Genomic DNA, 22,082 nt, shown 5'->3' with positions numbered 1-22,082 from the left:
GCTGTTGCCAGACCACGAACAGGAAACACAGGAGAGGGTTACCATGGCCGAGAAGACGATCTTGCGGGCGCTGGCGGGCGAAGTTCTGGAGACACCGCCGATCTGGATGATGCGGCAGGCTGGCCGCTATCTGCCGGAATATCGTGCCACGCGTGCGGAGGCAGGGGACTTTCTAAGTCTTTGCTATAACAGCAAATTGGCGGCTGAAGTGACCCTTCAGCCGATCCGGCGTTACGGGTTTGATGCCTCTATTCTTTTTGCGGATATTCTCCTGCTGCCGCAGGCTTTGGGGGCGGATCTTTGGTTTGTCACCGGGGAAGGGCCGCGTCTTTCTACGATTGAAACACAGGCAGATTTTGACAAGCTGAATGCGGCGAGCGCCATTCATGAAACGCTCAATCCGATCTACGAGACTGTGCGAATCCTGCGTCAGGAGCTGCCAAAGGAGACCACGCTGATTGGTTTTGCAGGCGCGCCTTGGACGGTTGCGACCTATATGGTGGCGGGGCGGGGGACGCCGGATCAGGGGCCAGCGCATAAACTGAAGGATGAAAATCCGGAGCTGTTTGGCGCAATTATCGACCGTCTGAGCGAGGGTACGGTGGATTACCTGAGCAAGCAGATTGAGGCCGGTGCAGAGGTTGTGAAGCTGTTTGACAGCTGGGCAGGCTCTTTGAAAGGTGCGGATTTTGATCGCTATGCGCTTGAACCTGCTAAGAAAATCATTGCCGAGCTGAAGGCGCGGCATCCCGATGTGCCGATCATTGCTTTCCCACGTGGCGCAGGAGAGCGCTATGTGGGCTTTGCCAAGGCCACAGGTGCGGATTGTGTGGCGCTGGATGATGGTGTGACGCCACAATGGGCCGCAGAGCACGTGCAGGTGGACGGCTGTGTGCAAGGGAATCTCAAGTCGTCCCATATGGTGACCGGTGGTCAGGCGCTGGTGGATGAGACCCGCAAGATTGTCGATGCCTTCAGCAAAGGGCCGCATATTTTCAATCTTGGCCACGGCATCACACCGGATGCGGACCCGGAAAATGTGCAGCTGATGATCGACACGTTGCGTGGGCGCTGAGCCCGCGTTAACCATAAAATCGAACGTCGGTATTGCGTCTGTATCGCGACGGTATTGCGGAGGTGCGTTTTTGCGCGCCTCTTTTTTATTGACCGACCGCGCGTTGCTAAGCGCAAATCAGAGGTCTTGACGTCCGGCCTTGGCCAGTTCCGCCAGAATCTCCATCGTGTGTTCGCCACGTTTGGGGGCGGCGTTGATCTGTGCCGCCTTCCCATCAAAACGCGGGGCAGGGGCGGCTTGAAGATTGCCGTCTGGATGATGCCAGACCTGACGTGCGGCCATATGCGGAGACTGTGCGCTTTCCTCGGGCGAAAGCACCACGGCAACGCAGGTGTCAGAGCCAGAAAACAGGCGGTCCCAATGTAGGCGTGGCGCTGACAGGAAGAGATCGGACAGGCGCGCAGTGAGCTTGGGCCAGAGGGCGGCGTTGTGCTGCTGGGCAAATTCCGGATCGTCGCCGAGTCCCATTTTCTCCAGAAACTGAACGTAGAACTGCGGTTCCAGTGATTGGACGGAGACATGACCGCCATCGGCGCAGACGTAGCTGCGCGACCAATGCGGACCGTCCAGCAGGCTGTGGCCGCGTTCCATCGACAGGCCGCCGCCCTGACGCAGCGCCATGAGCAGGGTCATCATGTGGGCGGAGCCATCGACAATGGCGGCGTCCACCACGGTGCCGCGCCCGGTGGCGCGCGCGTTGAGAACGCCGGAGAGGATGCCGATCACCAGATAGAGCGCGCCGCCGCCAATATCCCCTACCAGCGTGGCGGGGGTGATGGGTGGGGTGCCAGGCTCTGAGGCATACCAAAGCGCGCCGGATTGGGCGATGTAGTTGAGATCATGCCCGGCAGTCTGCGCGCGGGGGCCGGTCTGGCCCCAGCCGGTCATACGGCCATAGACCAAGGCGGGATTGTCGGCGTGGCACTCGGCCGGGCTCAGGCCCAAGCGTTCCATCACGCCGGGGCGAAAGCCTTCGATCAGGGCATCGGCAGTGGAGATGAGTGTCTTGGCTGTGGCCAGATCCTCTGGGTCTTTGAGGTCAAGCGTGATGGAGCGTTTGCCCCGGTCGAGCACGGATTGGTCGGCGGTGAGCGCGGCGGCGGTTTTGCGGTGGATGGTGATGACATCTGCGCCAAGGTCCGCGAGTAGCATGGCGGCGAAGGGGCCGGGGCCGAGGCCTTCGATTTCGATGATGCGGGTGCCTTGGAGCATGTGTGGTCCAATCATGAGAGCCGAGGGCTGCGTAGTCCCGCGGGGTGGTGCGAATGCGCCGCCCCACCAAACCTAAGGTTTGTCTCCGACAAAACGGGGCGGGACGGCGCAGCCCGACTTGTAGTCGGGCCTTTTTTAGGTGCCGTTCAGTCCGCCACCAACCGTCAGAGTCTGGCCGCTGACATAATTGCTTTCGGGGCAGCAGAAGAGATAGACGCCATCGGCGGCTTCTTCAGGTGTGCCGGGGCGGCCCAATGGTACCATGGCGGCGAACCCTGTTGCGACTTTTTCGGGGATGCCGATACCGACAGTGTTGCCATCCACGGTGATGGATTTCTTCTCGTTGGTGGCCTCGGTGAGGCGGGTTTCAATATAGCCAAAGGCGACGCAGTTCACGTTCACTTTAAAGCGACCCCACTCTTTGGCCAGCGTTTTGGTGAGGCCCAGCACGGCGGATTTGGCCGAAGCGTAGTTGGCCTGACCGACATTGCCGCCGGTGCCCGCGATGGAGGAGATGTTTACCACCTTGCGGAAGACTTCCTGCCCGGCTTCGGCCTCTTGGGTGGCGGCGCCTTTGATGAAGCCGGAAGCGGCGCGCAGAATGCGGAAGGGCGCTTTGACGTGGACATCCATCATGGCGTCAAACTGATCGTCGGTCATATGGCCGATGAGGCTATCCCATGTGTAGCCCGCATTGTTGACGATGATGTCGATGGCGTTCCATTTGGTGACACCTGCGCCGATGAAACGTTCGGCAAAGCCATCCTCAGTGACCGAGCCGGGCACGGCAATGGCGTTGCCTCCGGCGGCGGTGATTTCATCGACCACAGCTTGGGCGGGGGCCTCTTCGAGGTCGTTCACGACGATATTGGCGCCTTCGCGGGCGAGTTTCAGGGCGACAGCGCGACCAATGCCATTGCCAGCGCCGGTGATATAGGCGGTTTTGCCTGTCAGCTTTCCAGTGAATTTGCTCATTTGATGGGTCCTTAGTCCAGGTCCAGAGACCGTGCGATCACTTCTTTCATGATTTCATTGGTGCCGCCGTAGATCTTTTGCACGCGTGCATCGGTGTAGAGTTCGCTGATCGGATACTCGGACATATAGCCATAGCCGCCGTGCAGCTGCAGGCATTCATCCACGATTTCACATTGGGTTTGCGTGCCCCACCATTTGGCCATGGCAGCTTTTTCGGCGGTGAGCTTACCTGCGTCGAGCTCTGCGAGGCATTGATCACAGAAGGCGGCGAGCAGTTCGATCTTGGTGGCGCATTCGGCGAGTTTGAAGCGGGTGTTTTGAAAATCCATGACCCGCTGGCCAAAGGCTTTGCGCTCTTTCACATAGGTCAGGGTGTGCTCCAGCGCGCATTGGGAGGCCCCGAGCGCCATATAGCCCAGTATCAGACGTTCCCATGGAAGCTGCTGCATCAGTTGCACAAAGCCCTGGCCCTCTTCGGTGCCAATCAAATTGGTAAGCGGCACGCGCACATCGGTGAAAGCCAGCTCAGCAGTGTCGTTGCGCTTCATGCCCATTTTCTTCAGGCGACGGCCCACGGCGAAGCCTTCGAGCCCTTCGGTTTCCACCACGATCAGCGAGACGCCCCGGCCTTTGGCGGTGGGGTCGGTTTTGGCGACGAGCACGATCAGATCGGCCGTTGCCCCATTGGTGATGAAGGTTTTCGCACCGTTGATCAGATATTCATTGCCGTCGCGCAGGGCGGTCGTCTTGATGGCTTGCAGATCTGAGCCTGTGCCCGGTTCGGTCATGGCGATGGCGGCAATTTTGTCGCCTGAGGCCAGATCCGGGAGCCAGCGGGCTTTCTGCTCTTCGGTGCCAAAAGCGGTGATATAATGTGCAGCGATGTTGTGCACGGAGACGCCCCAGCCGCTGTCACCGGCTTTGGTCTGTTCCAGAAAGGTGACGGCATCAAAATGACGGGAGAGGCCAAGCCCGCCATGGGCTTCGGGGAAGGTCGCGCCGAGGATGCCAAGCGCACCTGCTTTTTTCCAAAGGGATTTCGGGATGACGCCCGCCTCGGTCCAGGCGTCTTTGTTGGGGGTGATCTCTTCGTCAAAGAAACGTTTGACGGTGGCTGCAAAGGCATTGTGGTCTTCGCGCATCCACATGTGGTTGGGCATGCGTGTCTCCTGTCAGGTGGGGCGGTTGGCGTCAGGGGGCTGCGGTGCCGCAGATTTTGGCTTCGCCGCGGAGGGTCTGGGTGCCATCTTCAAGATGGGCGGCGAGCTTCACGGTGAGCAGAACCCGACCGTGTTCTTCGTGGCGGTGGGTCACTTGACCGGTGCAGGTGAGCACGGCCCCGACGGGGGTGATTGCGGTGAAGCGGGTGGAGAGGCTGCGCAGGCGATCCTGCCCGGCCCAGTCGGTGGCGAGGCGGCCAAGCTGTGCCATGGAGAGCATGCCATGGGCAAAGACATCGTCCATCCCGGCGGCGTGCGCGAAATCCAGATCGATATGGATCGGGTTGTGATCGCCGGAGGCTCCGGCGTAGAGCGCCAGGGTGCTGCGGGAAATTGGGCCGAAGGTGAGCGGCGGGAGGCTGTCGCCGACCTGTGCGGTGGTGGGGGTGACTGTCATGATCTCTCTCCCTCAGCCCAGACGGTGAATGAGGCGGCGGCTGGCCTCGACAAGCAGGCCACGTTTGGGGTGTGAAATGCGGGTGGCGATATGGGCGATTTCAAGCTTTCCACCTTTGGCGTCGGTGAAATCCATGACTTCGTTTTCCACCTCCAGCGTGTCTGTGGCATACATCAACCCATGATAGGCGTATTCTTCGGTGCCATGCAGCAGCACGCGCAGGTCACCATTGATGCGGTCAAGCAGGTCAGGCGCTCCGGCGCGTTTGGCCTTTTGCTCTGCAAATGTGCCCACAACCACAGCGTAGGTGGGCGGCGCGAGAACATCGGGGTGCCCCGCCGCGCGGGCCGCGTCGCGGTCACGATAAAGCGGATTGGTTTCGCCAATGGTCTCCGTAAAGAAAGCCAGCGGGCCGGGTTCCACAGTGATCCGGATCGATGGGGTGATCTGCCCTTTGGTCGACCTGTCAAAAATGCCCATGCGTTTATGCCGCCTGATAAAGGGTGATGACGCAGGCGCCGCCAAGCCCAAGGTTGTGTTGCAGCGCGGTGCGTGCGCCTTCGACCTGCCGGGCCTGTGCCGTGCCGCGCAACTGATGGGTCAGCTCATAGCATTGCGCCAGGCCTGTCGCACCGAGCGGATGCCCTTTGGATAGCAGCCCACCAGAGGGGTTTGTCACATATTTCCCACCGTAGGTGTTGTTGCCATCGGCAATGAACTTCTGCGCCGTGCCTTCTGGTGTCAGGCCCAGACCTTCATAGGTGATCAGTTCGTTGTGGGCGAAGCAATCATGCAGCTCCACCACATCCACATCTGTGATGGCAATGCCGGACGCCTCCTGCACCTGTTGCGCTGCGGCTGCGGTCATATCATAGCCGACAACCTGCATCATGTCCTGGGCTTCAAAGGTGGAGGCGTAATCGGTGGTCATGGCCTGTGCTTTGATTTGCACCGTGGTGTTCAGACCATGTTTTGCTGCGAAGGCTTGAGAGCAGAGGATGGCGGCTGCACCTCCACATGTGGGCGGACAGGCCATGAGCCGGGTCATCACCCCCTCCCACATCACGGGGGCGGCGAGCACCTCTTCGGCCGTGATTTCCATGTCAAACAACGCAAGTGGGTTACGTGCGGCATGGCGTGAGGCTTTGGCGCGGATTTTGGCAAAATCCGCCAGTTCCGTGCCATGTTTTTCCATGTGGGATTTGCCTGCCCCTCCAAAGTAACGCAGGGCGAGCGGAATCTCACCCTGTCCCACAAGCGCGTCACAAGCGGCGTCAAAATCGTCAAATGGGGTTGGGCGATCTGTCCAGTGGGAGGTGAGGGCGCCGGGCTGCATTTGCTCAAAACCCACGGCCAGCACACAGTCGGCCATGCCGCTTTCAATCGCCTGACGGGCCATGAAAAGCGCGGTTGAGCCGGTGGAGCAGTTGTTGTTCACATTGATGATGGGAAGGCCTGTCATGCCCACATGATAGAGCGCTTTCTGCCCACAGGTGCTGTCCCCATAAACATAGCCGGCATAGGCTTGCTGCACGGCATCATAAGGCAGGCCAGCATCCGTGAGTGCGGCGCGCACAGCGGCAGCGCCCATTTGATCGTAGCTTTCTGATGCACCCGGCTTTGCAAATTTGATCATGCCGACACCGGCCACAATGACCTCTTGCCCCATGTGAACCTCCTCCTGTTTCCCTGCTCGCTCCTCAGAGATTTGTGGCGAGTATCGGATTGACCATGCCATCTTGCAAATTCAATGTTGTCCCGTGCTATTCTTTGGAGGAATGGATGAACCTGACCAAATTGCGCTATGTGGTGGCGGTGGACCGGCAGGGGGCCATTAGCGGCGCAGCACGTATGCTAAATGTCACTCAATCTGCGGTGACCAAGGCGGTTGCGGACGTGGAGCAGGAGCTTGGTGCGGCGCTGTTTGCGCGCCATGCGCGAGGCGTTTCTGCCACAGCGGAAGGGCGCCAGTTCATAGACCGGGCCGCACGCATCCTTGCGGATGTGGATCAATTGGTGGCCGATGTGGATCAGGGGCGCAAAACCCGAGAACAGGTCTTGCGGATTGGGGTGTCACCAAGCTCACTTGAAGGGCTCATGAGCCGCGCAATCTGGGCTTTGGTGGGGGACCATCCTGATGTGCGGGTGCATCTGCGCGGAGCGTCTTTTGAGGCGGGCTTGCAGCTGTTTCGGCAGGGGGACCTGGACGCTCTGTTGGGGCCTGCACGGCCTCTGATGGCGGAAGCGGGCGTGCAATGTGAGGCTTTGCCGCCCTTGCAAGCCTTGTTCTTTGTCCGGCGCGGGCATCCTTTGGCAGGCAAGCGTGTGAGCGCGGCAGATGTTGCGGCCTTGCCGTTGATTGTGCCTGAGACCAGTGGTCCCTATGCGGAGCCGATACAGCATTTGATGGAGCAGGGGGAGGGGGATCCGCTGAGGCGCTTGCACATCATGCAGAGTTTCACCATGGCGGCGGGTGTGATCGAGCGCAGTGAAGCCGTGGGCTTTGTCGTGGACAGCTATGCCAAGAGCCGCCATTTTCGGTCGCGTTTTGAAGTTTTGGATTTCCCACTGCAAGAGCCGTTGCCGATGGCCGTGGCCTATCGCACAGGCGGGCAAAGGGGCCGCGCGCTGGGGTGGTTTTTGCAGGCTGTACGTGATTTTCCACCAACCACGGGTGTGGAAATGCCCTGAGTGTTACCTTTACCCTTCTGAGACTGCGGGAACTTGCGCAATCAAAGCGGCGCGGGTTTTGTGCCAAAGGGCGGGCAGGGTGGTCAGCTCATTTTCAAAGGCGGCAGTGTCGTTCTGTTTGGTGGCGGTGTCTGCGGTGATCAAACGCTCGTGATAGGCGCGGGCGCCAAAGACGGCGGAGGCGCTCGCGAGGTCATGGCACATACGGGCGACTTTGCTTGAGTTGCGATAGGGGGCGGTGATGGCCGCATTGAGCGCATCGCCCTCGTCCACAAATCGCGACAGGAGGCGCTGGAACGTGGCATCTGGCAGGCCGGTGCGGTTGTTCTGAAAGGCGAGGATATCCAGCAGCGGATAGGGGCTATTGGTGTCGAAAATGTCCTCTGTTGCGTCGGCGTGCACCTTCTCACCTGTGATGTCGTCGAGATCCTGAGGATGGTCGCGTCCATCGGCATAGGCCTGTTGCAACCTCTCCTGCAGGGCGGTGCGATTGAGGGGTTTGGCCAGAAAGCCATCCATCCCATGTGCCAATAGTCGCTCGCGTTCTGCGGGCAGGATGTTTGCGGAAAAGGCAATGATGGGCGTATCGGTGTTCGGGCCATCGCTGTTGCGTATGGCCACGGTCGCTTGCAGACCGTCCATGACAGGCATGGAGATGTCCATGAGGATCAGATCATATTTGTGAACCTTGGCATGTTCGAGCGCTTCCAGCCCATTGTTGACACAGGTGGCGGTGTTGCCTTCGTTGATTAGGATTTCTTCGGTCAGTTCACAGTTGATGATGTTGTCTTCGACCACAAGAATATTCAGCGGCATTTGGTCTGTGCTTGGGGTGGGGACCGTTGCTTCTGATGGGCGGTCCCCTTTTTCCAACGGCAGACGGAACCAGAATACGCTGCCCACGCCCTGTGTGCTTTCCACCCCTATGTCGCCGCCGAGGGTTTTGACGATTCGGCTGGCGATCCCAAGGCCAAGACCTGTGCCGCCAGGCACGCGGCCATAGGTGGAATCGTTGGTGACAAAATCCTCAAACACCCGCGCGATGCGATCTTCTGCGATGCCCACGCCGTTATCTATCACGCGAAATTCTACCAAGGTCATGGTGTCGTCGTCATCGGGGAGGGCTTCTGCCTCGATCGTGATGGCGCCGTTTTCCGTGAATTTGATGGCATTGCCGATCAGGTTGAGCAGAACCTGTTCTACTGCGGCGCGGTCTGTGCGCACCCATGGAAACGGTGTGCCTTCCCAGCGCCAGCTCAGAGCGCTGCCATGGGCGGTAGCGGCGCTGAGCTGGCTGTCGACCAGTTCTTGCAGCATCATCGTCAGATCTGTGTCTGCCACGGAAACCGCTGTCACCCCTGCTTCGTAGCGCGCGATGTTGAGGACCGTATCAACATGGCGCATCAGAACGCGCCCGGAGATTTCCATATTGCGGATGTAACGCAGTTGCGTGTCATTGGGGGCGGTGTCGTTGAGCAGGCTGAGATTGCCAAGCAGCCCATTGAGGGGGGTGCGGATCTCGTGGCTCATGACCGTGAGAAATTCGGCTTTTGCTTTTTCACCGGCGAGGGCGCTGTCGCGGGCACGCACAAGTTCATGCTCGGCAGCGATGCGATCGGAAATGTCATGGATGAATGCGATCACGATGATGCGGTCGTCTTCCTGAGCGGTTTCCAGGGACACTTCTACCGGAAACAGCGTGCCATCGCCGCGCTGGGCGTCCATGCGGATGGGGCCCGTGCCTGCAACATGGTTTGCCTGTTGCGCGATGATCCGTTCGAGCGCTTTGGCGTGTTGCGCACGTTTGTCGGCGGCCACGCCAAAATCGAGGAAGTTGCGGCCTTTGATGTCTTCAAAATGATGCTGGAACATGACTTCGCAGGCTTTGTTGAACTCCAGCACGCGCGCCGCGCTATCAATCACCATCACGCCGTCAAAGGAGGCGGTGAGAATGGTGTTCATCCGGTCGTTGGCCTGTTCGATAGCCTGATTGTGTTCATGTGTGCGGCGATAGAGTGAGAACACGTGAATGATCAGGGCGACCAGCGCGGCCACCAGTAGGACGGCGCTGAAGGTCAGGCGCAGCAGGGTGCCGGTGACGCGTTCGCGCCGGTCGTCTGCATGTTCGGCGAAATATGTCAGGCCTTTGAGGGAAAGCGTCCGGGTATCGTTGCGCAGATGGCCTGATTGTTCCGCCAGAAGCGGGAGTGCGGCGCGCAGGTCGGCATCGGGGCCGTCAATCAGAGCGACGCTGCTGTCCAGAAACCGGCGCACGCGCTGAAGAGCGCCTTCGAATTCCGGGGTGACATTGAGCCGTTGATAGTTGGGCGAGTTCAGCATCGTGACGATGCGGCTGTAGAAAATGTCATAGCGCAGGCGCAGCCGGTCGAGATCGCCCTCAGGGTCCAGCATGGCAGTTTCTAGCGCTGCGGTGAAGTCGCGGGTTTCCAGCTCTGTTTGCGCGAGGGACCATTCGATGTTGTCGGAGGCTTCTGTGCGAAATTCGCGGAAGTTTGTGAGGACTTCATAGGCGGTAAAGGCGGCCACAACGCTCAACGCAGCGGCGCAGGCGACAAGCGCGGCGCCAAAGGCACGGCGCCACTTTGAGGTTTTGAATTGGGGGAAGGCGTCCTTGATCCCCCGCTGGAGAGACATCGGAGACGGCCCGCGCGTGGTCATCGCGCGTCCGGAGTGCCTGCTACTTTGGGCGGGCATGGCTGATATGGGGCGCAAGATATGCCGACATCTTGCGAGTATACCGGAGGCAGGAGTGACATCACCATGGTGGTCACGTTAGTCGAGGACTTCGATCCTGTCGAGTTGCCAAACGCTGTGCGCGTAGACCTTGGCTGTGCGAAAACTCTCTTTTGCGTCATACGGATACACCAGCCAAAGCGGGCCTTTGTCGCGCCGATGCATTTGTTCATCGTTCAGTTCATACGCCAGAATCGGCGCATCCGCCTGCAAAACATCGGTGTCAAATTCGATGGAATAATCGTTGATTGCGGAAACCCTTAGCGTGTTGCCGGTACTCCCCAAAGTATCGAGCAACAACGCCAAGGATACACCCGTGAACATCTGAACCCCGTCGGTCCAAATGGTGGTTGTTGAAAAGGACGTTGCAGGAAATGCGCGCAACATGTCCAAGTCAAACTGAGCCGTGTCACCGACGTTGGTGGTGTCGATTTTCCCCGACACGGTCAGCACGACGCTTCCGGATGGAACATCCTTGGCGTCCTCAGCCCATGAGGCTGTCGTGAGTGGTAGCAATACGGCCATGACAAGTGCGAGTAGTGGACGGGTCGTTTTTCGCATGTGTTGCCACCTGTATTTGCTTAACGTGAGTAATACGGCAGTTGTCCGCTTTGAACACATGGTCAAGCGTATAAAGCACCTATACAAAGGGATAGGTTTTCGGCATTATTACACCCAGAATTTTTTAAATTTATTCAGTTTAATACAGCGCCTGCCGAATTCTGGGTGTTGAAGCTTGGCTTCAACTGCGCTTGTTTGCCAAAGGTTGGGAAATCCCCACCTTGTTGTTGGATGAGTGCCGCCAGATATCAGCGCGATGACCAATGGAGCCAGCTGTGAAAATCTTGATTGCGGATGATCATGACCTGTTGAGGGATACTCTTGTGGCTTTTGTGGAAGCCTCAGGGGAAGCATCGACTGTGGCCGTGTCGGATCTCGAAGGTGTTATTGGGGCGCTGGATGTCCATGGTGGCTTTGATCTTGTGCTGTTGGACTACAACATGCCGGGCATGCAGGGGCTTGAGGGGCTGACGCGTGCCATGGCCCATGTATCTGCGCCACGTGTGGCTTTGATGTCTGGGGAGGCTCCCAGGGACGTGGTGCATCGGGCGATGGGTCTGGGTGCTGCTGGGTTTGTGCCCAAAACACTGCCCGCTAAATCTCTGGTGAATGCGGTGCGCTTTATGGCGGCTGGCGAGCAGTTTGTGCCGGCAGAGTTTCTCAATGATACCGGAGAAGACAGGGCGGCCCATCCGATTGCGCAGAAATTGACAAAGCGGGAGATGCAGGTGCTCAAGGGGCTGGCAGAGGGCAAGGCCAATAAGGAAATCGCCCGAGATTTGAACCTGTCTGAGCCAACCATCAAGCTGCATGTGAAGAACCTGTATCGCAAGATTGGTGCCGCAAACCGAACACAGGCTGCGTTGATCGCACGTGAGGCGGCACTCTTCTGATCTTACTGGTGTGATCTGAAAATATATTAAAAACAATTGGTTGAAGCTCCGTCATTCGGCGGGGTTTTCTGTGTTGAGGCGCGCCTTGTCGTGCGGACCCGCGCAATGCCTTATGCAATTGTTTCGATTTTTAGGCTTATTTACCATTTATTCACTTCTGACTCGAAGCAAATGCGCCACATCAGTAGATATGACCCCGGGGGCACAACTTGGGGTGTGCAATGTTTAAGAAGTTGGTGGGCGCCGTATTGGCGGGTGTTTTGGCCGTTCAGGCGGCTCAGGCAGAAGAGCGCAGTGTGTTGGGAGCAGGGTATCTGCTGGTCAATGACACGTTGGGTGATGGGTATGACCGCTGGCGGACCGGCTCGGCTGTGTTCAGTCTGGCCTATGGTCCGGAATGGGATGGCGCAGCGCCGGAGACACTCGGGTCTTTGCTGGAGTTTCGTCTGGGCGGAGAAATCATTGCGCCGATGTCTTTGCGCACGCAGCGCAGCTGGGACCGTCGCTATGCCTCCTCTGTGGCCTTTGGCGTGCACAATCATATCCAGCGTGGCTGGCTGGAGGCCAGTCTTGGCGCGGCTGTTGTCGCGATTGGCCCGCAGACAAATCTGGATGAGATTCAAGGGTTTATTCACCGTAATGCGGAAGCGCCACTGCCGTCTCAGCAGGTGCTGGACGCACAGATCCCAAATGCATGGCGTCTGCGTGGTGTGGCCGAGTTTGGAACTACGGTTGATTTTGGCGACAGTGCGCGCCTGCGCCCCTTTGTGGAGCTGCGCGGCGGCGATGAGACTCTGGCACGCGTCGGCTTTGACTTCACGCTCGGCAGCTACGGTCGCGCGGATTTGCTGGCACGGGACAGCGTGACGGGGCATCGCTATAGCGTGGTACGTGCGCAGACACCGGGTGTGAGCCTGATCGTCGGGGCGGATGCTGCCAAAGTGGCTGACAGTATTTACCTGCCAGAAGTGGGTGGATTGGAGCGCACCGATGTGCGGACCCGTATGCGTGCCGGTGTGAACTGGACCGGCAAGAAGCACAGCATCTTTTATGGCGTGTCCTGGCTTGGCAAAGAATTTGAAGCCCAGCCTGAGGAACAGCTGATCGGTGCGATCAACTTTACCTACCGTTTCTGAGAGATCCCTGACCCCAAGCAGGGTGTGGCGCCAGAATGGCCCACTTCAGAAATTTTTTGTTAACACTTTTTTGACGCTGGAAAATTGTCGTCGGCTTTGTTAGTCTCCACATAATAAAAAAACTATCAAGGCAGGTAATCGGGCAATGAAAACGGGCTTTCGTGGCACGTTTGTCATCTCCTGGTCACAGACAGAAATTGACGGTCAGAAGGCTGCACCCTTGCAGGCGCTGGAAACAGGCGTGGTGTGGTCATGGGCCGGGGACCCCGTGCGTGTGGATGGTCCAAGTGATTTGTTGCGTCTGGATCGTGACGACGAAGGGACAAACATACGCAAGCGGGCGGCGCAGATGGTGCGCCGACTGGTTGGTGCAGCAGTAGATCCACAGGTATCTGTCGACACTCTCGGAGCTGTCGACGTCGATGCGCCGCTCATGGAGGGCGGTTTTGTGGTGACCGATGGGGCAGACAGCTATACGGCGACAGTGATTGATGTTGCCGGCAGCGCGCCCCTTTTGATGTTTCTGGATGAGTTGCCGCCCAAGGGGCGCGACTTGTGGGTGGTGCATCAATCCATGAGTGTTTTACAACGACCGCAGGTGCAGGAGCCGGGCAGTGGTGTGATTTGTTTCACTCCGGGCACGCGGATTGCCACGCCTGAAGGCCCGAAGCTGATAGAGGCTTTGCGAGAAGGCGATCGCGTGCAGACGCGTGACAGCGGAGCGCAGGAGATTCAGTGGATCGGCAGCCGCCGGATGACCGGTGCCCGCCTGTTTGCCATGCCCAAGCTGCGCCCGATTCGCATCAAACCCGGCGCGCTGGGCATTGAGCGCCCCGATCAGGAGCTGTTGGTCAGCCCAGAGCACCGTATGCTGCTGCGGGGGGCAACAGCGGAGGCTTTGTTCAATGCGCCAGAGGTGTTGGTGGCGGCACGGGATCTGGTGAATGGCAGCACCGTGGCGGTGGATGCGGCCCTGCGCGAGGTGACCTATGTACATCTTTTGTTGCCGGGACACGAGGTGATCTGGGCCAATGGGGTGGAAACGGAGAGCTTCCATCCGGCAAGCGCGGATCTGGACAATCTGGCGGCGGATGACCGCGCGCGGCTTATGCAGCATCTGCCGGAACTTGCCCGCGATCCGCACAGTTATGGTCCCATGGCGCGGCGCAATCTGACCGCAAGCGAGGCGGCGATTCTGTTGCATGATGCGGCGTGAGCCGTTTGGGTTGAGGCCCAAGACCCCGCCGATTGTGCGGGGTTTTTTTATGATGTGCTGAGATCCTGTGCCAGCATGAAGGCGTTGTTGTCCGGATCATAGAAGGTGGCCAGTTTGACCATCTCCGGGATTTCCTGTGTGGGGCCATCAAAGCGTACATCTGCGGCCTCAAGGGCTTGGCGGGCGGTGTCTATGTCTTCAACACCAAAGACAGGGACGCAGTTGCCGGGCTGAGGTTCAATTTGTTCTCCCATGCCCAGAATCACGCCATCGGTTTTGGTGTTCAGCTCGCTCCAACCAGCGTCATCAAGGTGATAGCGCAGGGTGAAGCCGAGCTTTTCTTCAAACCACGCGGCGCTGGCGTGGCGGTCGCTGACGGAAATCGACAGGGTGATGATATTGGTCAATGCGGCGAGGGCCATGGGGCGGGTCCTTATTGGTTGATCAAATCAAAAAATGTAGTAACTATACTTTATGGACATTAAGCTGCTTGTCAAGCTGACCTCCCGCGCCTGGGCGCTGGATATTCTGGCGCATCTGCATCGCGGTGTGCCCGGACGGCAGGCGACATTGCTGGCGGCCACCGGCGCTGGGCGCACCGCCTTTGGGGCCAGTTTACAGCATGTGATGGCGCTGGGTCTGGTGGCGCGCAATCCCGGGCACGGGCATCCGCTGCGGCCCGAGTTTGTTCTTACGGAAGAAGGCAAGGCGGCGGCGGCTTTGGCGCATCGCGTGCTTCAGGCGGTGCCGGATGCGGGGCAGGCAGGTTTGCTGCGCAAAAGCTGGACCGTGCCTGTGCTGGCGCTGGCAGCGCAGCCGCTGCGGTTTTCGGGGTTCAAGGCCGGGTTGGGCGGCATCACGGATCGCGCGCTGTCCACCTCCCTGCAACGGCTTGAGGCGCAGGATTGGGTGGCGCGGGAGATTGATCTGTCAGAGCGGGTGCCGTTCCCGGTTTATCGTGCGGTGAATGTGGGGGGGGAGATCAGTCGGGTGGTGGGGTTGGCGGCTTAGGGCTCAGGGCAAATAGTCATGGTGGTTTCCATTGTTGCTTCAACGTCCCGTTTGTAAGTGGTGCTGGACGGGTCCAGTGCCTTTATCGCTTCAAAGGTTTTGTCGAATCCCATGCAGAATATGTGATCGGTTTGCTGGAAAATGATGGTGTATCCTTGGGAGGCTTCTGCTTCTGAGGTGTTGAGGACCTGCGCCATCGTCTGGATGATTACTCGACGCTCTTTCGGCGTGGGATTCAGGCAGTTGATCAACGCCAGTTGAGCCTCGGTTTGCGCAATATGGTTTGGCGTGTGAAAATGCGGTTCTTCAAAAGCGAGAAAGCGGCTCAAAAAATCGGCAGTTACGGTGGTCAGAAGGAAAGGGCGATGCAGAATCGCGTTCTGGCTTGGGGTGCTGCCAGATTCGCGCACAGCTATTTGGCTATTTAGGGGATCTAGAAGATTTTCTAGGTAGGCTGGCGGCTCCACCGCGTTCAGCGCGGCCCATTCGGTTGGGCAGAACGCTTGGGCGAGATCGGCGTAGGTTTGAGGCGCGGGCTGCATGAGCGCGGTCGCGACCGTGTAACTCAGAAAAAATACTGCAAGTGATGCAAAGGCACGTTTCATAGAAGACCTGTTTCAGTCAATACGGGTGTTTTTTTGCGTGGCTGTCCGGCATAAGTGGGGAGCAATTACGGCGGTTTTGCGAACTGCTGGTTCGTGAAAGCTGGTGTATCCCACTCCCCGCTTGACTCCCTCAAAATCCCCCGTATAAGCGCGCATTCATTGGTGTTGGTGGCCCTCGCAAGAGGAACCCTGTCATGTCGGCAAAATCCGGCAAGAGGACAACGCCCTTCGAAAACCTGAACGAAGGAGATCAGCAGATGACAAAAAGAACTGCTGCCAAGTACAAAATTGACCGCCGGATGGGCGAAAACATCTGGGGTCGTCCAAAATCCCCAGTGAACCGTCGTGACTATGGCCCAGGCCAGCACGGTCAGCGCCGCAAAGGCAAACTGTCCGACTTCGGCACCCAGCTGCGCGCAAAGCAGAAGCTGAAAGGCTACTACGGTGACCTGACCGAGAAACAGTTCCGTCGCATCTATGCCGACGCTGAGCGTGTAAAAGGCGACACCGGTGAAAACCTGATCGGCCTGCTGGAAAGCCGTCTGGACGCGGTTGTGTACCGCGCGAAATTCGTGCCAACCGTTTTCGCAGCACGTCAGTTCGTGAACCACGGCCACGTGCTGGTGAACGGCAAGCGCGTGAACATCGCATCTTACCGCGTGAAAGAAGGTGACGTGATCGAAGTGCGCGAGAAGTCCAAGCAACTCGCCGTTCTGCTGGAAGCTGTTCAGCTCGCAGAGCGTGACGTGCCTGACTACATCGACGCCGACCACAGCAAGATGACCGCAACCTATGTGCGCAAGCCCGGCCTGTCCGACGTGCCATATCCGGTTGTTATGGAACCAAACCTGGTCGTGGAATTCTACGCGAAGAACTAATCTTCGCCGACATTCCAAGAGTTTTGGAGAACCCCGTCCATTGTGGCGGGGTTTTTCTTTCTGTGGTGGTCTGGGGGCTTTCAGATTTATTGGGAAAGTCCAGCGTAAACTCGTGTAAGCGCCAGTTTTATATGTGCAATTTTAGCGGTCTGGTTGGCAGAATCTTAAAAAACTGCAAAGGTGATCCTGCCTTAAGCACGGCGGCATAGGGGGCTGCTCCGTAGTGACGGTTGGTGCATGAAGGAGATTTCGCATGGTCGAAGCAGTAGGAATTTTAGGCGAATCCACAGGGTGGGGCGGGTTGAGTGCGTCGCAGAACGCAATGTTGCACGCCGCATTGGCAAAATACGCGGGGCAACCGGCGGTCGCGCCACAGGAGCCTTCCAAACCACAGGAAGTGCCGCCAATCCGGGAGCTGGTGCGCGCCAGTCGTGGTCAGAACGAAGCCCAGCAGCACAAGGCCGTTGACGGCGCGGTGATGAGCGCGATCCGCTCTGCCGTGACGAGCTTTGAACGCAGCGGTGGGGGGGACTTTGCCAAGGTGCTGAAGGCCAAGCTGGATGACGCGGGGATCGATTCTTCTAAATCTGTTGTGGACTATTACGCCTGATCGGTGGATGCTGTCCGTAAGGTCAAGGGCCGCGCCATTGTGAGCGGCGGCCGGTCTTGGTTTGGCAGTCAGGTGCCATGAAGGGAGGAGGCGAGATGAGGGTCGCCTCCTTTCGTCGTTTTTACCTCCTATTTTTGTGCTGATTTATGATGTGCGCTCTGGTGCTGGTGTCTTAAGCGGTTGGGTGCAAAAGGCGGGTTTGCGTGACGTGTCCATGCAACAACGCCAGCTTTTGCGGCGTCCTTCTGGCGCAGTCATTGCATCGCGTCTTTCCAATGGGGCTGGGCCTCGCTACATAGCGAACAACGAAGGAGAGTTCGCATGTCAGGAATTCAGCCGCAGCCGGGTATTATGGACATCGACCTGTATGTCGGCGGCACATCAACGGTTGAGGGCGTCAAGGACGTCACCAAACTGTCTTCCAACGAAAACCCTCTTGGGTGCAGTGACGTGGTCAAGGATGCGCATGCCAAGACCGGTTTGAATTTGCATCGGTATCCTTCGACAGAGCATGAAGAGCTGCGCGCCGCGATTGGCGAGGTGCATGGGCTGGATCCGGCACGGATCATCTGTGGTGTGGGCAGCGATGAGGTGTTGCAGTTCATCACCCATGCCTATGCAGGTGTTGGCGATGAGATCGTATATCCGCAGCACGGATTTTCGATGTATCCGATCCTTGCCAATATGGTGGGGGCGACCCCGGTTGTTGCGGCAGAGCGCGAGCGCGTCGTGGATGTGGATGCGATTCTTGCGGCCTGCACCGAGAAAACCAAAATTGTGTTTGTCGCCAACCCGGCCAATCCAACTGGCACCATGATTGGTGGCAATGATATGGCACGGCTGGCCGATGGGCTGCCTGAGGGCTGTATCCTTGTGCATGATGGCGCCTACACAGAGTATGTGCAGGGCTTTGACGGCGGTGCCGGGCTGGTTGAGGCGCGGTCCAATGTGGTGATGACGCGCACCTTCTCCAAGATTTATGGTCTGGGCGGTCTGCGTGTGGGCTGGGGCTACGCCTCACAGGAAATTATTGATGTGCTCAACAGGGTGCGTCAGCCGTTCAACCTGTCGCCGATTCAGACTGCGCTGGCAGAAGCGGCGGTACGGGATCAGGAATGGGTGACCAAATGCCGGGCAGAAAACACCCGTTTGCGGGCTTGGCTGGCCGAAGCGCTGATGGAGATTGGCGTGCCTTCGGACACGTCTTGTACCAACTTTATTTTGGCGCGGTTTGCCGATCAGTCGGAAGCGGAAGCCTGTGATGACTACCTTAAGTCACAGGGGCTGATTGTGCGTCGGGTGGCGGGATATGGTCTGCCCAATTGTCTGCGCATCACTGTCGGCGATGAGCCGAGCTGTCGCCGGGTGGCCCATGCGATTGGGCAGTTTAAGGGCGGCGCGCGATGAACGATGTGGTGTCCGCGCCGGTGTATGGCCGTGTGGCGCTGATTGGTCTGGGGTTGATCGCCTCTTCCATGTTCTGGGCAATGAAGCGCGGCGGGCTGGCTGGCGAAGTGACCGGCTATGCGCGCTCTGAGGCCACACGCGACACCGCGCGGCGCATCGGGCTCTGTGATCGGGTCTGTGACAGTGCCATAGACGCGGTGAAAGACGCGGATCTTGTGGTGCTGTGTGTGCCGGTGGGGGCGATGGGCGCGGTGGCGCAGGAGATTGCCCCAGCGTTGAAAGCGGGCGCGACGGTCACGGATGTAGGATCGGTGAAGCGCCATGTGATTGAAGCTGTGACGCCGCATTTGCCGCAGGATGTGCATTTTGTCCCGGCGCACCCTCTGGCCGGCACAGAACATTCCGGGCCGGAAGCCGGATTTGCAGAACTCTATGACAACCGTTGGTGTCTGCTGGTGCCGGTAGACGGTACGGCCCCTGAAGCCGTGGCACAGCTGCGCGCGCTTTGGGAGGGCATGGGGGCCAATGTGGATGAGATGGACGCAGATCACCATGATCTGGTGTTGGCCGTCACCAGCCATGCGCCGCACCTGATTGCCTATACGATGGTGGGTGTGGCCGATGATCTGCGCCGGGTGACCGACAGCGAAGTCATCAAATACTCTGCCGCGGGTTTTCGGGATTTCACGCGGATTGCGGCCTCTGATCCGACCATGTGGCGGGATGTGTTTTTGACCAACAAAGACGCCACACTTGAAATTCTGGGGCGTTTCACGGAAGAATTGTTTGCATTGCAGCGGGCCATTCGCACGGGCGATGGCGCGCATCTGCATGAGTATTTCACCCGCACGCGAGCGATCCGGCGGGGCATTATTGAGGCGGGTCAGGACACGGCTGCGCCCAACTTTGGACGGGAGGCGCCCAAGCCTTGACGCGCGGCGTTGGAATGCTGGCCACGGTGGTGGTTTGTTGCCTTTTGGGCAGTGAGACGTCTTTGGCGGGAGCGCCGGAAACCAGCCTGCGCCCTGTGTTGCGTGAGCAGCAGCTCTACCCTGTTGCGCTGCCAAGCTTTGCGCCAGACCGCTCTTTGCGGCCTGTGACCCGTCCTGCCAATGCGCAGGCGGCATCCCGCGCCAAAGCGCGCGCGGATATGGCCTATCTGACGGCGGCGGTGGCAGAGGCGCCTGCAACAGTCGCGCAGGCTCAGGTGGTGCCAGCCAAGCTCACGCGGGCGGAGAGAAAAGCCCGGCGTAAAGCAGGGATCGGCAAAGTCTGTCGGGACCGCGATCTGATTGGTCAGGAGATTGACCCGATCCCCGGCACCCTGCCGGGCTGTGGCATCCGCAAAGGGGCCATTCGGCTCTATGAAGTGGATGGTGTGAAGCTCAGCACGCCCTCAATCATGAATTGCGACACGGCCAAAGCGCTTGAAAAATGGGTGGACAATGGTCTGAAAAACTCTGTGCGCAGCTATGGCGGTGGGGTGCAGGAGATCAAAGTCGCGGGGCATTATGCCTGTCGAACGCGCAACCACAAAAAGGGTGCAAAGATCAGCGAGCATGGCAAGGGCAATGCCATTGATATCTCAGCGATCAAGCTGAACAATGGCGAGACCATTTCGGTGTTGCGCGATTGGCGTGGTGGCAAGAAAGGCCGCATTCTGAAGAAGATGCACAAGAAGGCCTGTGGTCCCTTTGGCACCGTGCTGGGGCCGAATTCAGACCGCTATCATCAGGACCATTTCCACTTTGATGTGGCCCGCCACCGCGGCGGTCCGTACTGCCGCTGATCTTAGCGCAGGACAATGCGTGGGGCCGGGCCGATGGGCAGGGGCCCCAGACGGGTTGCGCCGCCTGAAAACGTCAGCGGGATATCGAGCTCTTGGGCATTGCCAGAGAGCTGCGCCAGAAGGCTCAGCCCTTGTTCCACGGTGTCCACCACGGAGATGGGCAGCTTTTCAGACTGGCGGGCGACTTCAAGAATGTCGCGCCAGTTGACGGCGCGGATGGTCAGATCACCGGTTGGGATACCGCGCGTGTCGAGGGTGACAGCACCTGCGGCATGCAATTGCAGATCCCCCCAGACGATTTCAGCCAGTTTGAGGTCAAGCGCAACCGGCTGCGGACGGGCCTCTTCGATGGCATTGCGATCCCAAGGGCGGTCAAACTCTGCAACCAGATCGGCTTTGAAGCTGGAAAAACTGCGCGGCAGCTCAATCTCGTCGCGCAGATCAAACCCGGCAGGGGGCGTGACCTCATCGGCCTGAAAGGCAAGACGATAGGTGCTTTCCGTGCCTTCTTGGCGATGCATGGCGAGGTTGATGGCAGCAGCGGAGAGCTTCCAGCCGAGACTGGAGGCAACCGTCAGATCCTGCACCGCGAGGTTTGTGCGGGCCAAGGTCAAATTCGTGCCCGGATCCAGCACCAGTGAGGCGCGCATGTCTTCGGTGGCAAGCGTGAGTTTCTCAGCGGGGGTGGCCAATGTCTGTTGGTCTGGCCAGACGGCGATCACATGATGTGGCCGGTAGGTCAGGGCAAAAAGCTGAAAGAAGGGCGCATCCCAGGAAACGCCCGTGTCTGGATCGGCCAGGGTGAGATTGGTGAAGGTGCTGTCCAGTCGGCTGGGGAAGCCTGACACGGTGAGGTCGTCATATTCGGCGACCCAGCCTTCGTTCTGGCGGGCCTCAAACCAAGCGGGCAGCGCTGTTGTGACCCCCCAGTATCCGGCCATCCAGATGCCGGACCAGACCAGTGCCGCGAGGCCGATGAGATATGCCAGAAGTTTCATGCGCGTGGGCCCTTTCGAAGCGGTTCGCTTTGGTGTTTAACGCTGCAGGACGTTTAGGACCAGAGGCAGCATATGTGGGTATTTGGATACGGATCGCTCTTGTGGAATCCCGGCTTTGAGGTGGCAGAACAGATGGTGGCCCGTCTGGATGGCTGGCACCGCAGTTTCTGTATGCGCTCAATCCATCATCGGGGCACCGAGGCGCATCCGGGGCTGGTGCTGGCGCTGGATGCCGAAGAGGGTGCCCATTGTCAGGGGCTCGCGCTGAAGGTGGCGCAAGGCCATGAGACACAGACCCTGGACTATCTGCGCGAGCGTGAACTGGTGAGTTCTGCCTACCTTGAGAAGACCCTGCCACTGGCGCTGAGTGATGGGCGGCAGGTGGAGGCGGTGACCTATGTGATTGACCCCCATCATGTGCAGTATTGTCATCTGGCGTTGCAGGAGCAGGCGGAGATCATTGCGACCGCAGTGGGGGGACGTGGGCCCAACACGGAGTATCTGCACAACACCGCCAGTCATCTGTTTGAACTGGGCATTGAGGATGCAGATCTGAAGTGGCTGTCTCAGGAAGTGTACAGATTGACCGCCGTCTGATCACAGCCCAAGGATGCGCCCCAAAACTCCTTGGCAGGACAGAGACATGCCAGTAGG

At 58.8% G+C, this 22,082-nt stretch carries 23 protein-coding genes; 12 read left to right on the top strand and 11 right to left on the bottom strand.

Features of this window, described 5'->3' with window-relative positions; genetic code table 11:
* The first annotated feature begins 43 nt into the window (after nucleotides 1-43).
* Nucleotides 44-1,075 (top strand): uroporphyrinogen decarboxylase, encoded by a 1,032-nt coding sequence (gene hemE, locus J7382_RS14965; RefSeq protein ID WP_209069841.1) that lies wholly within the window; start codon nucleotides 44-46, stop codon nucleotides 1,073-1,075.
* 117 nt (nucleotides 1,076-1,192) lie between these two features.
* On the opposite strand, the gene J7382_RS14960 is transcribed toward hemE, so the two are convergent.
* The 6 genes from J7382_RS14960 to J7382_RS14935 all read right to left on the bottom strand — a co-directional run bounded on the left by J7382_RS14960 (nucleotide 1,193) and on the right by J7382_RS14935 (nucleotide 6,548).
* On the bottom strand, nucleotides 1,193-2,287 hold the full coding sequence (locus J7382_RS14960; protein WP_209069840.1) for a CaiB/BaiF CoA-transferase family protein: 1,095 nt from the start codon (nucleotides 2,285-2,287) through the stop codon (nucleotides 1,193-1,195).
* 135 nt (nucleotides 2,288-2,422) lie between these two features.
* Complete coding sequence (locus J7382_RS14955; RefSeq protein WP_209069839.1) at nucleotides 2,423-3,262, bottom strand: SDR family oxidoreductase; 840 nt, start codon at nucleotides 3,260-3,262, stop codon at nucleotides 2,423-2,425.
* Between the two features lie 11 nt (nucleotides 3,263-3,273).
* Entirely contained in the window at nucleotides 3,274-4,422 is a 1,149-nt protein-coding gene (locus J7382_RS14950) for an acyl-CoA dehydrogenase family protein (RefSeq protein WP_209069838.1), read from the bottom strand.
* Between the two features lie 31 nt (nucleotides 4,423-4,453).
* Nucleotides 4,454-4,879, bottom strand: coding sequence for a MaoC family dehydratase (locus J7382_RS14945; protein WP_209069837.1), 426 nt, complete (start codon nucleotides 4,877-4,879; stop codon nucleotides 4,454-4,456).
* A gap of 12 nt (nucleotides 4,880-4,891) precedes the next feature.
* Nucleotides 4,892-5,359, bottom strand: coding sequence for a MaoC family dehydratase N-terminal domain-containing protein (locus J7382_RS14940; protein ID WP_209069836.1), 468 nt, complete (start codon nucleotides 5,357-5,359; stop codon nucleotides 4,892-4,894).
* Nucleotides 5,360-5,363: 4 nt separating this feature from the next.
* Nucleotides 5,364-6,548: a lipid-transfer protein gene (locus J7382_RS14935; protein WP_209069835.1), complete on the bottom strand. Its 1,185-nt coding sequence runs from the start codon at nucleotides 6,546-6,548 to the stop codon at nucleotides 5,364-5,366.
* Between the two features lie 113 nt (nucleotides 6,549-6,661).
* On the opposite strand from J7382_RS14935, the gene J7382_RS14930 reads away from it, so the two are divergent.
* On the top strand, nucleotides 6,662-7,570 hold the full coding sequence (locus J7382_RS14930; protein ID WP_209069834.1) for a LysR family transcriptional regulator: 909 nt from the start codon (nucleotides 6,662-6,664) through the stop codon (nucleotides 7,568-7,570).
* Between the two features lie 9 nt (nucleotides 7,571-7,579).
* On the opposite strand, the gene J7382_RS14925 is transcribed toward J7382_RS14930, so the two are convergent.
* Both J7382_RS14925 and J7382_RS14920 read right to left on the bottom strand, forming a co-directional pair.
* A complete protein-coding gene (locus tag J7382_RS14925) occupies nucleotides 7,580-10,249 on the bottom strand; it encodes a PAS domain-containing hybrid sensor histidine kinase/response regulator (RefSeq protein WP_209069833.1) in 2,670 nt (889 codons plus the stop codon).
* A gap of 114 nt (nucleotides 10,250-10,363) precedes the next feature.
* Complete coding sequence (locus J7382_RS14920; RefSeq protein ID WP_247745040.1) at nucleotides 10,364-10,885, bottom strand: oxidoreductase; 522 nt, start codon at nucleotides 10,883-10,885, stop codon at nucleotides 10,364-10,366.
* A gap of 275 nt (nucleotides 10,886-11,160) precedes the next feature.
* On the opposite strand from J7382_RS14920, the gene J7382_RS14915 reads away from it, so the two are divergent.
* The 3 genes from J7382_RS14915 (at nucleotide 11,161) to J7382_RS14905 (ending at nucleotide 14,130) form a co-directional block, all read left to right on the top strand.
* Nucleotides 11,161-11,778 carry a response regulator transcription factor gene (locus tag J7382_RS14915; protein ID WP_209069832.1) on the top strand — a complete coding sequence of 206 codons (618 nt, stop codon included), beginning with the start codon at nucleotides 11,161-11,163 and terminating at the stop codon, nucleotides 11,776-11,778.
* A 221-nt stretch (nucleotides 11,779-11,999) separates the two neighbouring features.
* Nucleotides 12,000-12,914 (top strand): lipid A-modifier LpxR family protein, encoded by a 915-nt coding sequence (locus J7382_RS14910; RefSeq protein ID WP_209069831.1) that lies wholly within the window; start codon nucleotides 12,000-12,002, stop codon nucleotides 12,912-12,914.
* Between the two features lie 145 nt (nucleotides 12,915-13,059).
* On the top strand, nucleotides 13,060-14,130 hold the full coding sequence (locus J7382_RS14905) for a Hint domain-containing protein (protein ID WP_209069830.1): 1,071 nt from the start codon (nucleotides 13,060-13,062) through the stop codon (nucleotides 14,128-14,130).
* Between the two features lie 47 nt (nucleotides 14,131-14,177).
* On the opposite strand, the gene J7382_RS14900 is transcribed toward J7382_RS14905, so the two are convergent.
* Complete coding sequence (locus J7382_RS14900) at nucleotides 14,178-14,552, bottom strand: VOC family protein (RefSeq protein ID WP_209069829.1); 375 nt, start codon at nucleotides 14,550-14,552, stop codon at nucleotides 14,178-14,180.
* Between the two features lie 52 nt (nucleotides 14,553-14,604).
* Between J7382_RS14900 and J7382_RS14895 the strand changes: the two genes are divergently transcribed.
* The gene (locus J7382_RS14895) at nucleotides 14,605-15,141 is read left to right on the top strand and encodes a winged helix-turn-helix transcriptional regulator (RefSeq protein WP_209069828.1); all 537 of its coding nucleotides are present in this window, start codon (nucleotides 14,605-14,607) and stop codon (nucleotides 15,139-15,141) included.
* On the opposite strand, the gene J7382_RS14890 is transcribed toward J7382_RS14895, so the two are convergent.
* On the bottom strand, nucleotides 15,138-15,746 hold the full coding sequence (locus J7382_RS14890) for a hypothetical protein (protein WP_209069827.1): 609 nt from the start codon (nucleotides 15,744-15,746) through the stop codon (nucleotides 15,138-15,140). The two genes, J7382_RS14895 and J7382_RS14890, sit on opposite strands and share 4 nt — an antisense overlap.
* Before the next feature lie 257 nt (nucleotides 15,747-16,003).
* Here J7382_RS14890 and rpsD point away from each other — a divergent pair, with 257 nt between their 5' ends.
* From rpsD to J7382_RS14865, 5 genes are all read left to right on the top strand, one after another.
* Nucleotides 16,004-16,624, top strand: coding sequence for a 30S ribosomal protein S4 (gene rpsD / locus J7382_RS14885; RefSeq protein ID WP_209069826.1), 621 nt, complete (start codon nucleotides 16,004-16,006; stop codon nucleotides 16,622-16,624).
* Nucleotides 16,625-16,877: 253 nt separating this feature from the next.
* Complete coding sequence (locus J7382_RS14880) at nucleotides 16,878-17,234, top strand: hypothetical protein (protein WP_209069825.1); 357 nt, start codon at nucleotides 16,878-16,880, stop codon at nucleotides 17,232-17,234.
* A gap of 321 nt (nucleotides 17,235-17,555) precedes the next feature.
* Nucleotides 17,556-18,641, top strand: coding sequence for a histidinol-phosphate transaminase (gene hisC, locus J7382_RS14875; protein WP_209069824.1), 1,086 nt, complete (start codon nucleotides 17,556-17,558; stop codon nucleotides 18,639-18,641).
* The gene (locus J7382_RS14870) at nucleotides 18,638-19,573 is read left to right on the top strand and encodes a prephenate/arogenate dehydrogenase family protein (RefSeq protein WP_209069823.1); all 936 of its coding nucleotides are present in this window, start codon (nucleotides 18,638-18,640) and stop codon (nucleotides 19,571-19,573) included. The genes hisC and J7382_RS14870 overlap by 4 nt, the downstream gene beginning before the upstream one ends.
* On the top strand, nucleotides 19,570-20,430 hold the full coding sequence (locus J7382_RS14865) for an extensin family protein (RefSeq protein WP_247745039.1): 861 nt from the start codon (nucleotides 19,570-19,572) through the stop codon (nucleotides 20,428-20,430). The genes J7382_RS14870 and J7382_RS14865 overlap by 4 nt, the downstream gene beginning before the upstream one ends.
* A 2-nt stretch (nucleotides 20,431-20,432) precedes the next feature.
* Here J7382_RS14865 and J7382_RS14860 read toward each other — a convergent pair whose 3' ends face one another.
* Nucleotides 20,433-21,428: a DUF2125 domain-containing protein gene (locus J7382_RS14860; RefSeq protein WP_209069822.1), complete on the bottom strand. Its 996-nt coding sequence runs from the start codon at nucleotides 21,426-21,428 to the stop codon at nucleotides 20,433-20,435.
* A gap of 72 nt (nucleotides 21,429-21,500) precedes the next feature.
* On the opposite strand from J7382_RS14860, the gene J7382_RS14855 reads away from it, so the two are divergent.
* On the top strand, nucleotides 21,501-22,025 hold the full coding sequence (locus J7382_RS14855) for a gamma-glutamylcyclotransferase (RefSeq protein ID WP_209069821.1): 525 nt from the start codon (nucleotides 21,501-21,503) through the stop codon (nucleotides 22,023-22,025).
* Nucleotides 22,026-22,082: the final 57 nt, after the last annotated feature.

Origin of the sequence: Shimia sp. R11_0, assembly GCF_017744035.1 — a bacterium.
GTDB classification, from domain to species: Bacteria; Pseudomonadota; Alphaproteobacteria; order Rhodobacterales; family Rhodobacteraceae; genus Shimia; species Shimia marina.
Note: the sequence above shows the minus strand (reverse complement) of the source record. Positions and strands in the feature narration are given on the sequence as shown.

Coding starts and splice junctions, on each gene's coding strand:
- J7382_RS14920 (WP_247745040.1), bottom strand. CDS start 10,885: ATGCGAAAAACGACCCGTCCACTACTCGCACTTGTCATGGCCGTATTG.
- J7382_RS14960 (WP_209069840.1), bottom strand. CDS start 2,287: ATGCTCCAAGGCACCCGCATCATCGAAATCGAAGGCCTCGGCCCCGGC.
- J7382_RS14935 (WP_209069835.1), bottom strand. CDS start 6,548: ATGGGGCAAGAGGTCATTGTGGCCGGTGTCGGCATGATCAAATTTGCA.
- J7382_RS14900 (WP_209069829.1), bottom strand. CDS start 14,552: ATGGCCCTCGCCGCATTGACCAATATCATCACCCTGTCGATTTCCGTC.
- J7382_RS14880 (WP_209069825.1), top strand. CDS start 16,878: ATGGTCGAAGCAGTAGGAATTTTAGGCGAATCCACAGGGTGGGGCGGG.
- J7382_RS14860 (WP_209069822.1), bottom strand. CDS start 21,428: ATGAAACTTCTGGCATATCTCATCGGCCTCGCGGCACTGGTCTGGTCC.
- J7382_RS14905 (WP_209069830.1), top strand. CDS start 13,060: ATGAAAACGGGCTTTCGTGGCACGTTTGTCATCTCCTGGTCACAGACA.
- J7382_RS14855 (WP_209069821.1), top strand. CDS start 21,501: ATGTGGGTATTTGGATACGGATCGCTCTTGTGGAATCCCGGCTTTGAG.
- J7382_RS14895 (WP_209069828.1), top strand. CDS start 14,605: ATGGACATTAAGCTGCTTGTCAAGCTGACCTCCCGCGCCTGGGCGCTG.
- J7382_RS14940 (WP_209069836.1), bottom strand. CDS start 5,359: ATGGGCATTTTTGACAGGTCGACCAAAGGGCAGATCACCCCATCGATC.
- J7382_RS14910 (WP_209069831.1), top strand. CDS start 12,000: ATGTTTAAGAAGTTGGTGGGCGCCGTATTGGCGGGTGTTTTGGCCGTT.
- J7382_RS14955 (WP_209069839.1), bottom strand. CDS start 3,262: ATGAGCAAATTCACTGGAAAGCTGACAGGCAAAACCGCCTATATCACC.
- J7382_RS14930 (WP_209069834.1), top strand. CDS start 6,662: ATGAACCTGACCAAATTGCGCTATGTGGTGGCGGTGGACCGGCAGGGG.
- J7382_RS14890 (WP_209069827.1), bottom strand. CDS start 15,746: ATGAAACGTGCCTTTGCATCACTTGCAGTATTTTTTCTGAGTTACACG.
- rpsD (WP_209069826.1), top strand. CDS start 16,004: ATGACAAAAAGAACTGCTGCCAAGTACAAAATTGACCGCCGGATGGGC.
- hemE (WP_209069841.1), top strand. CDS start 44: ATGGCCGAGAAGACGATCTTGCGGGCGCTGGCGGGCGAAGTTCTGGAG.
- J7382_RS14925 (WP_209069833.1), bottom strand. CDS start 10,249: ATGACCACGCGCGGGCCGTCTCCGATGTCTCTCCAGCGGGGGATCAAG.
- hisC (WP_209069824.1), top strand. CDS start 17,556: ATGTCAGGAATTCAGCCGCAGCCGGGTATTATGGACATCGACCTGTAT.
- J7382_RS14950 (WP_209069838.1), bottom strand. CDS start 4,422: ATGCCCAACCACATGTGGATGCGCGAAGACCACAATGCCTTTGCAGCC.
- J7382_RS14870 (WP_209069823.1), top strand. CDS start 18,638: ATGAACGATGTGGTGTCCGCGCCGGTGTATGGCCGTGTGGCGCTGATT.
- J7382_RS14945 (WP_209069837.1), bottom strand. CDS start 4,879: ATGACAGTCACCCCCACCACCGCACAGGTCGGCGACAGCCTCCCGCCG.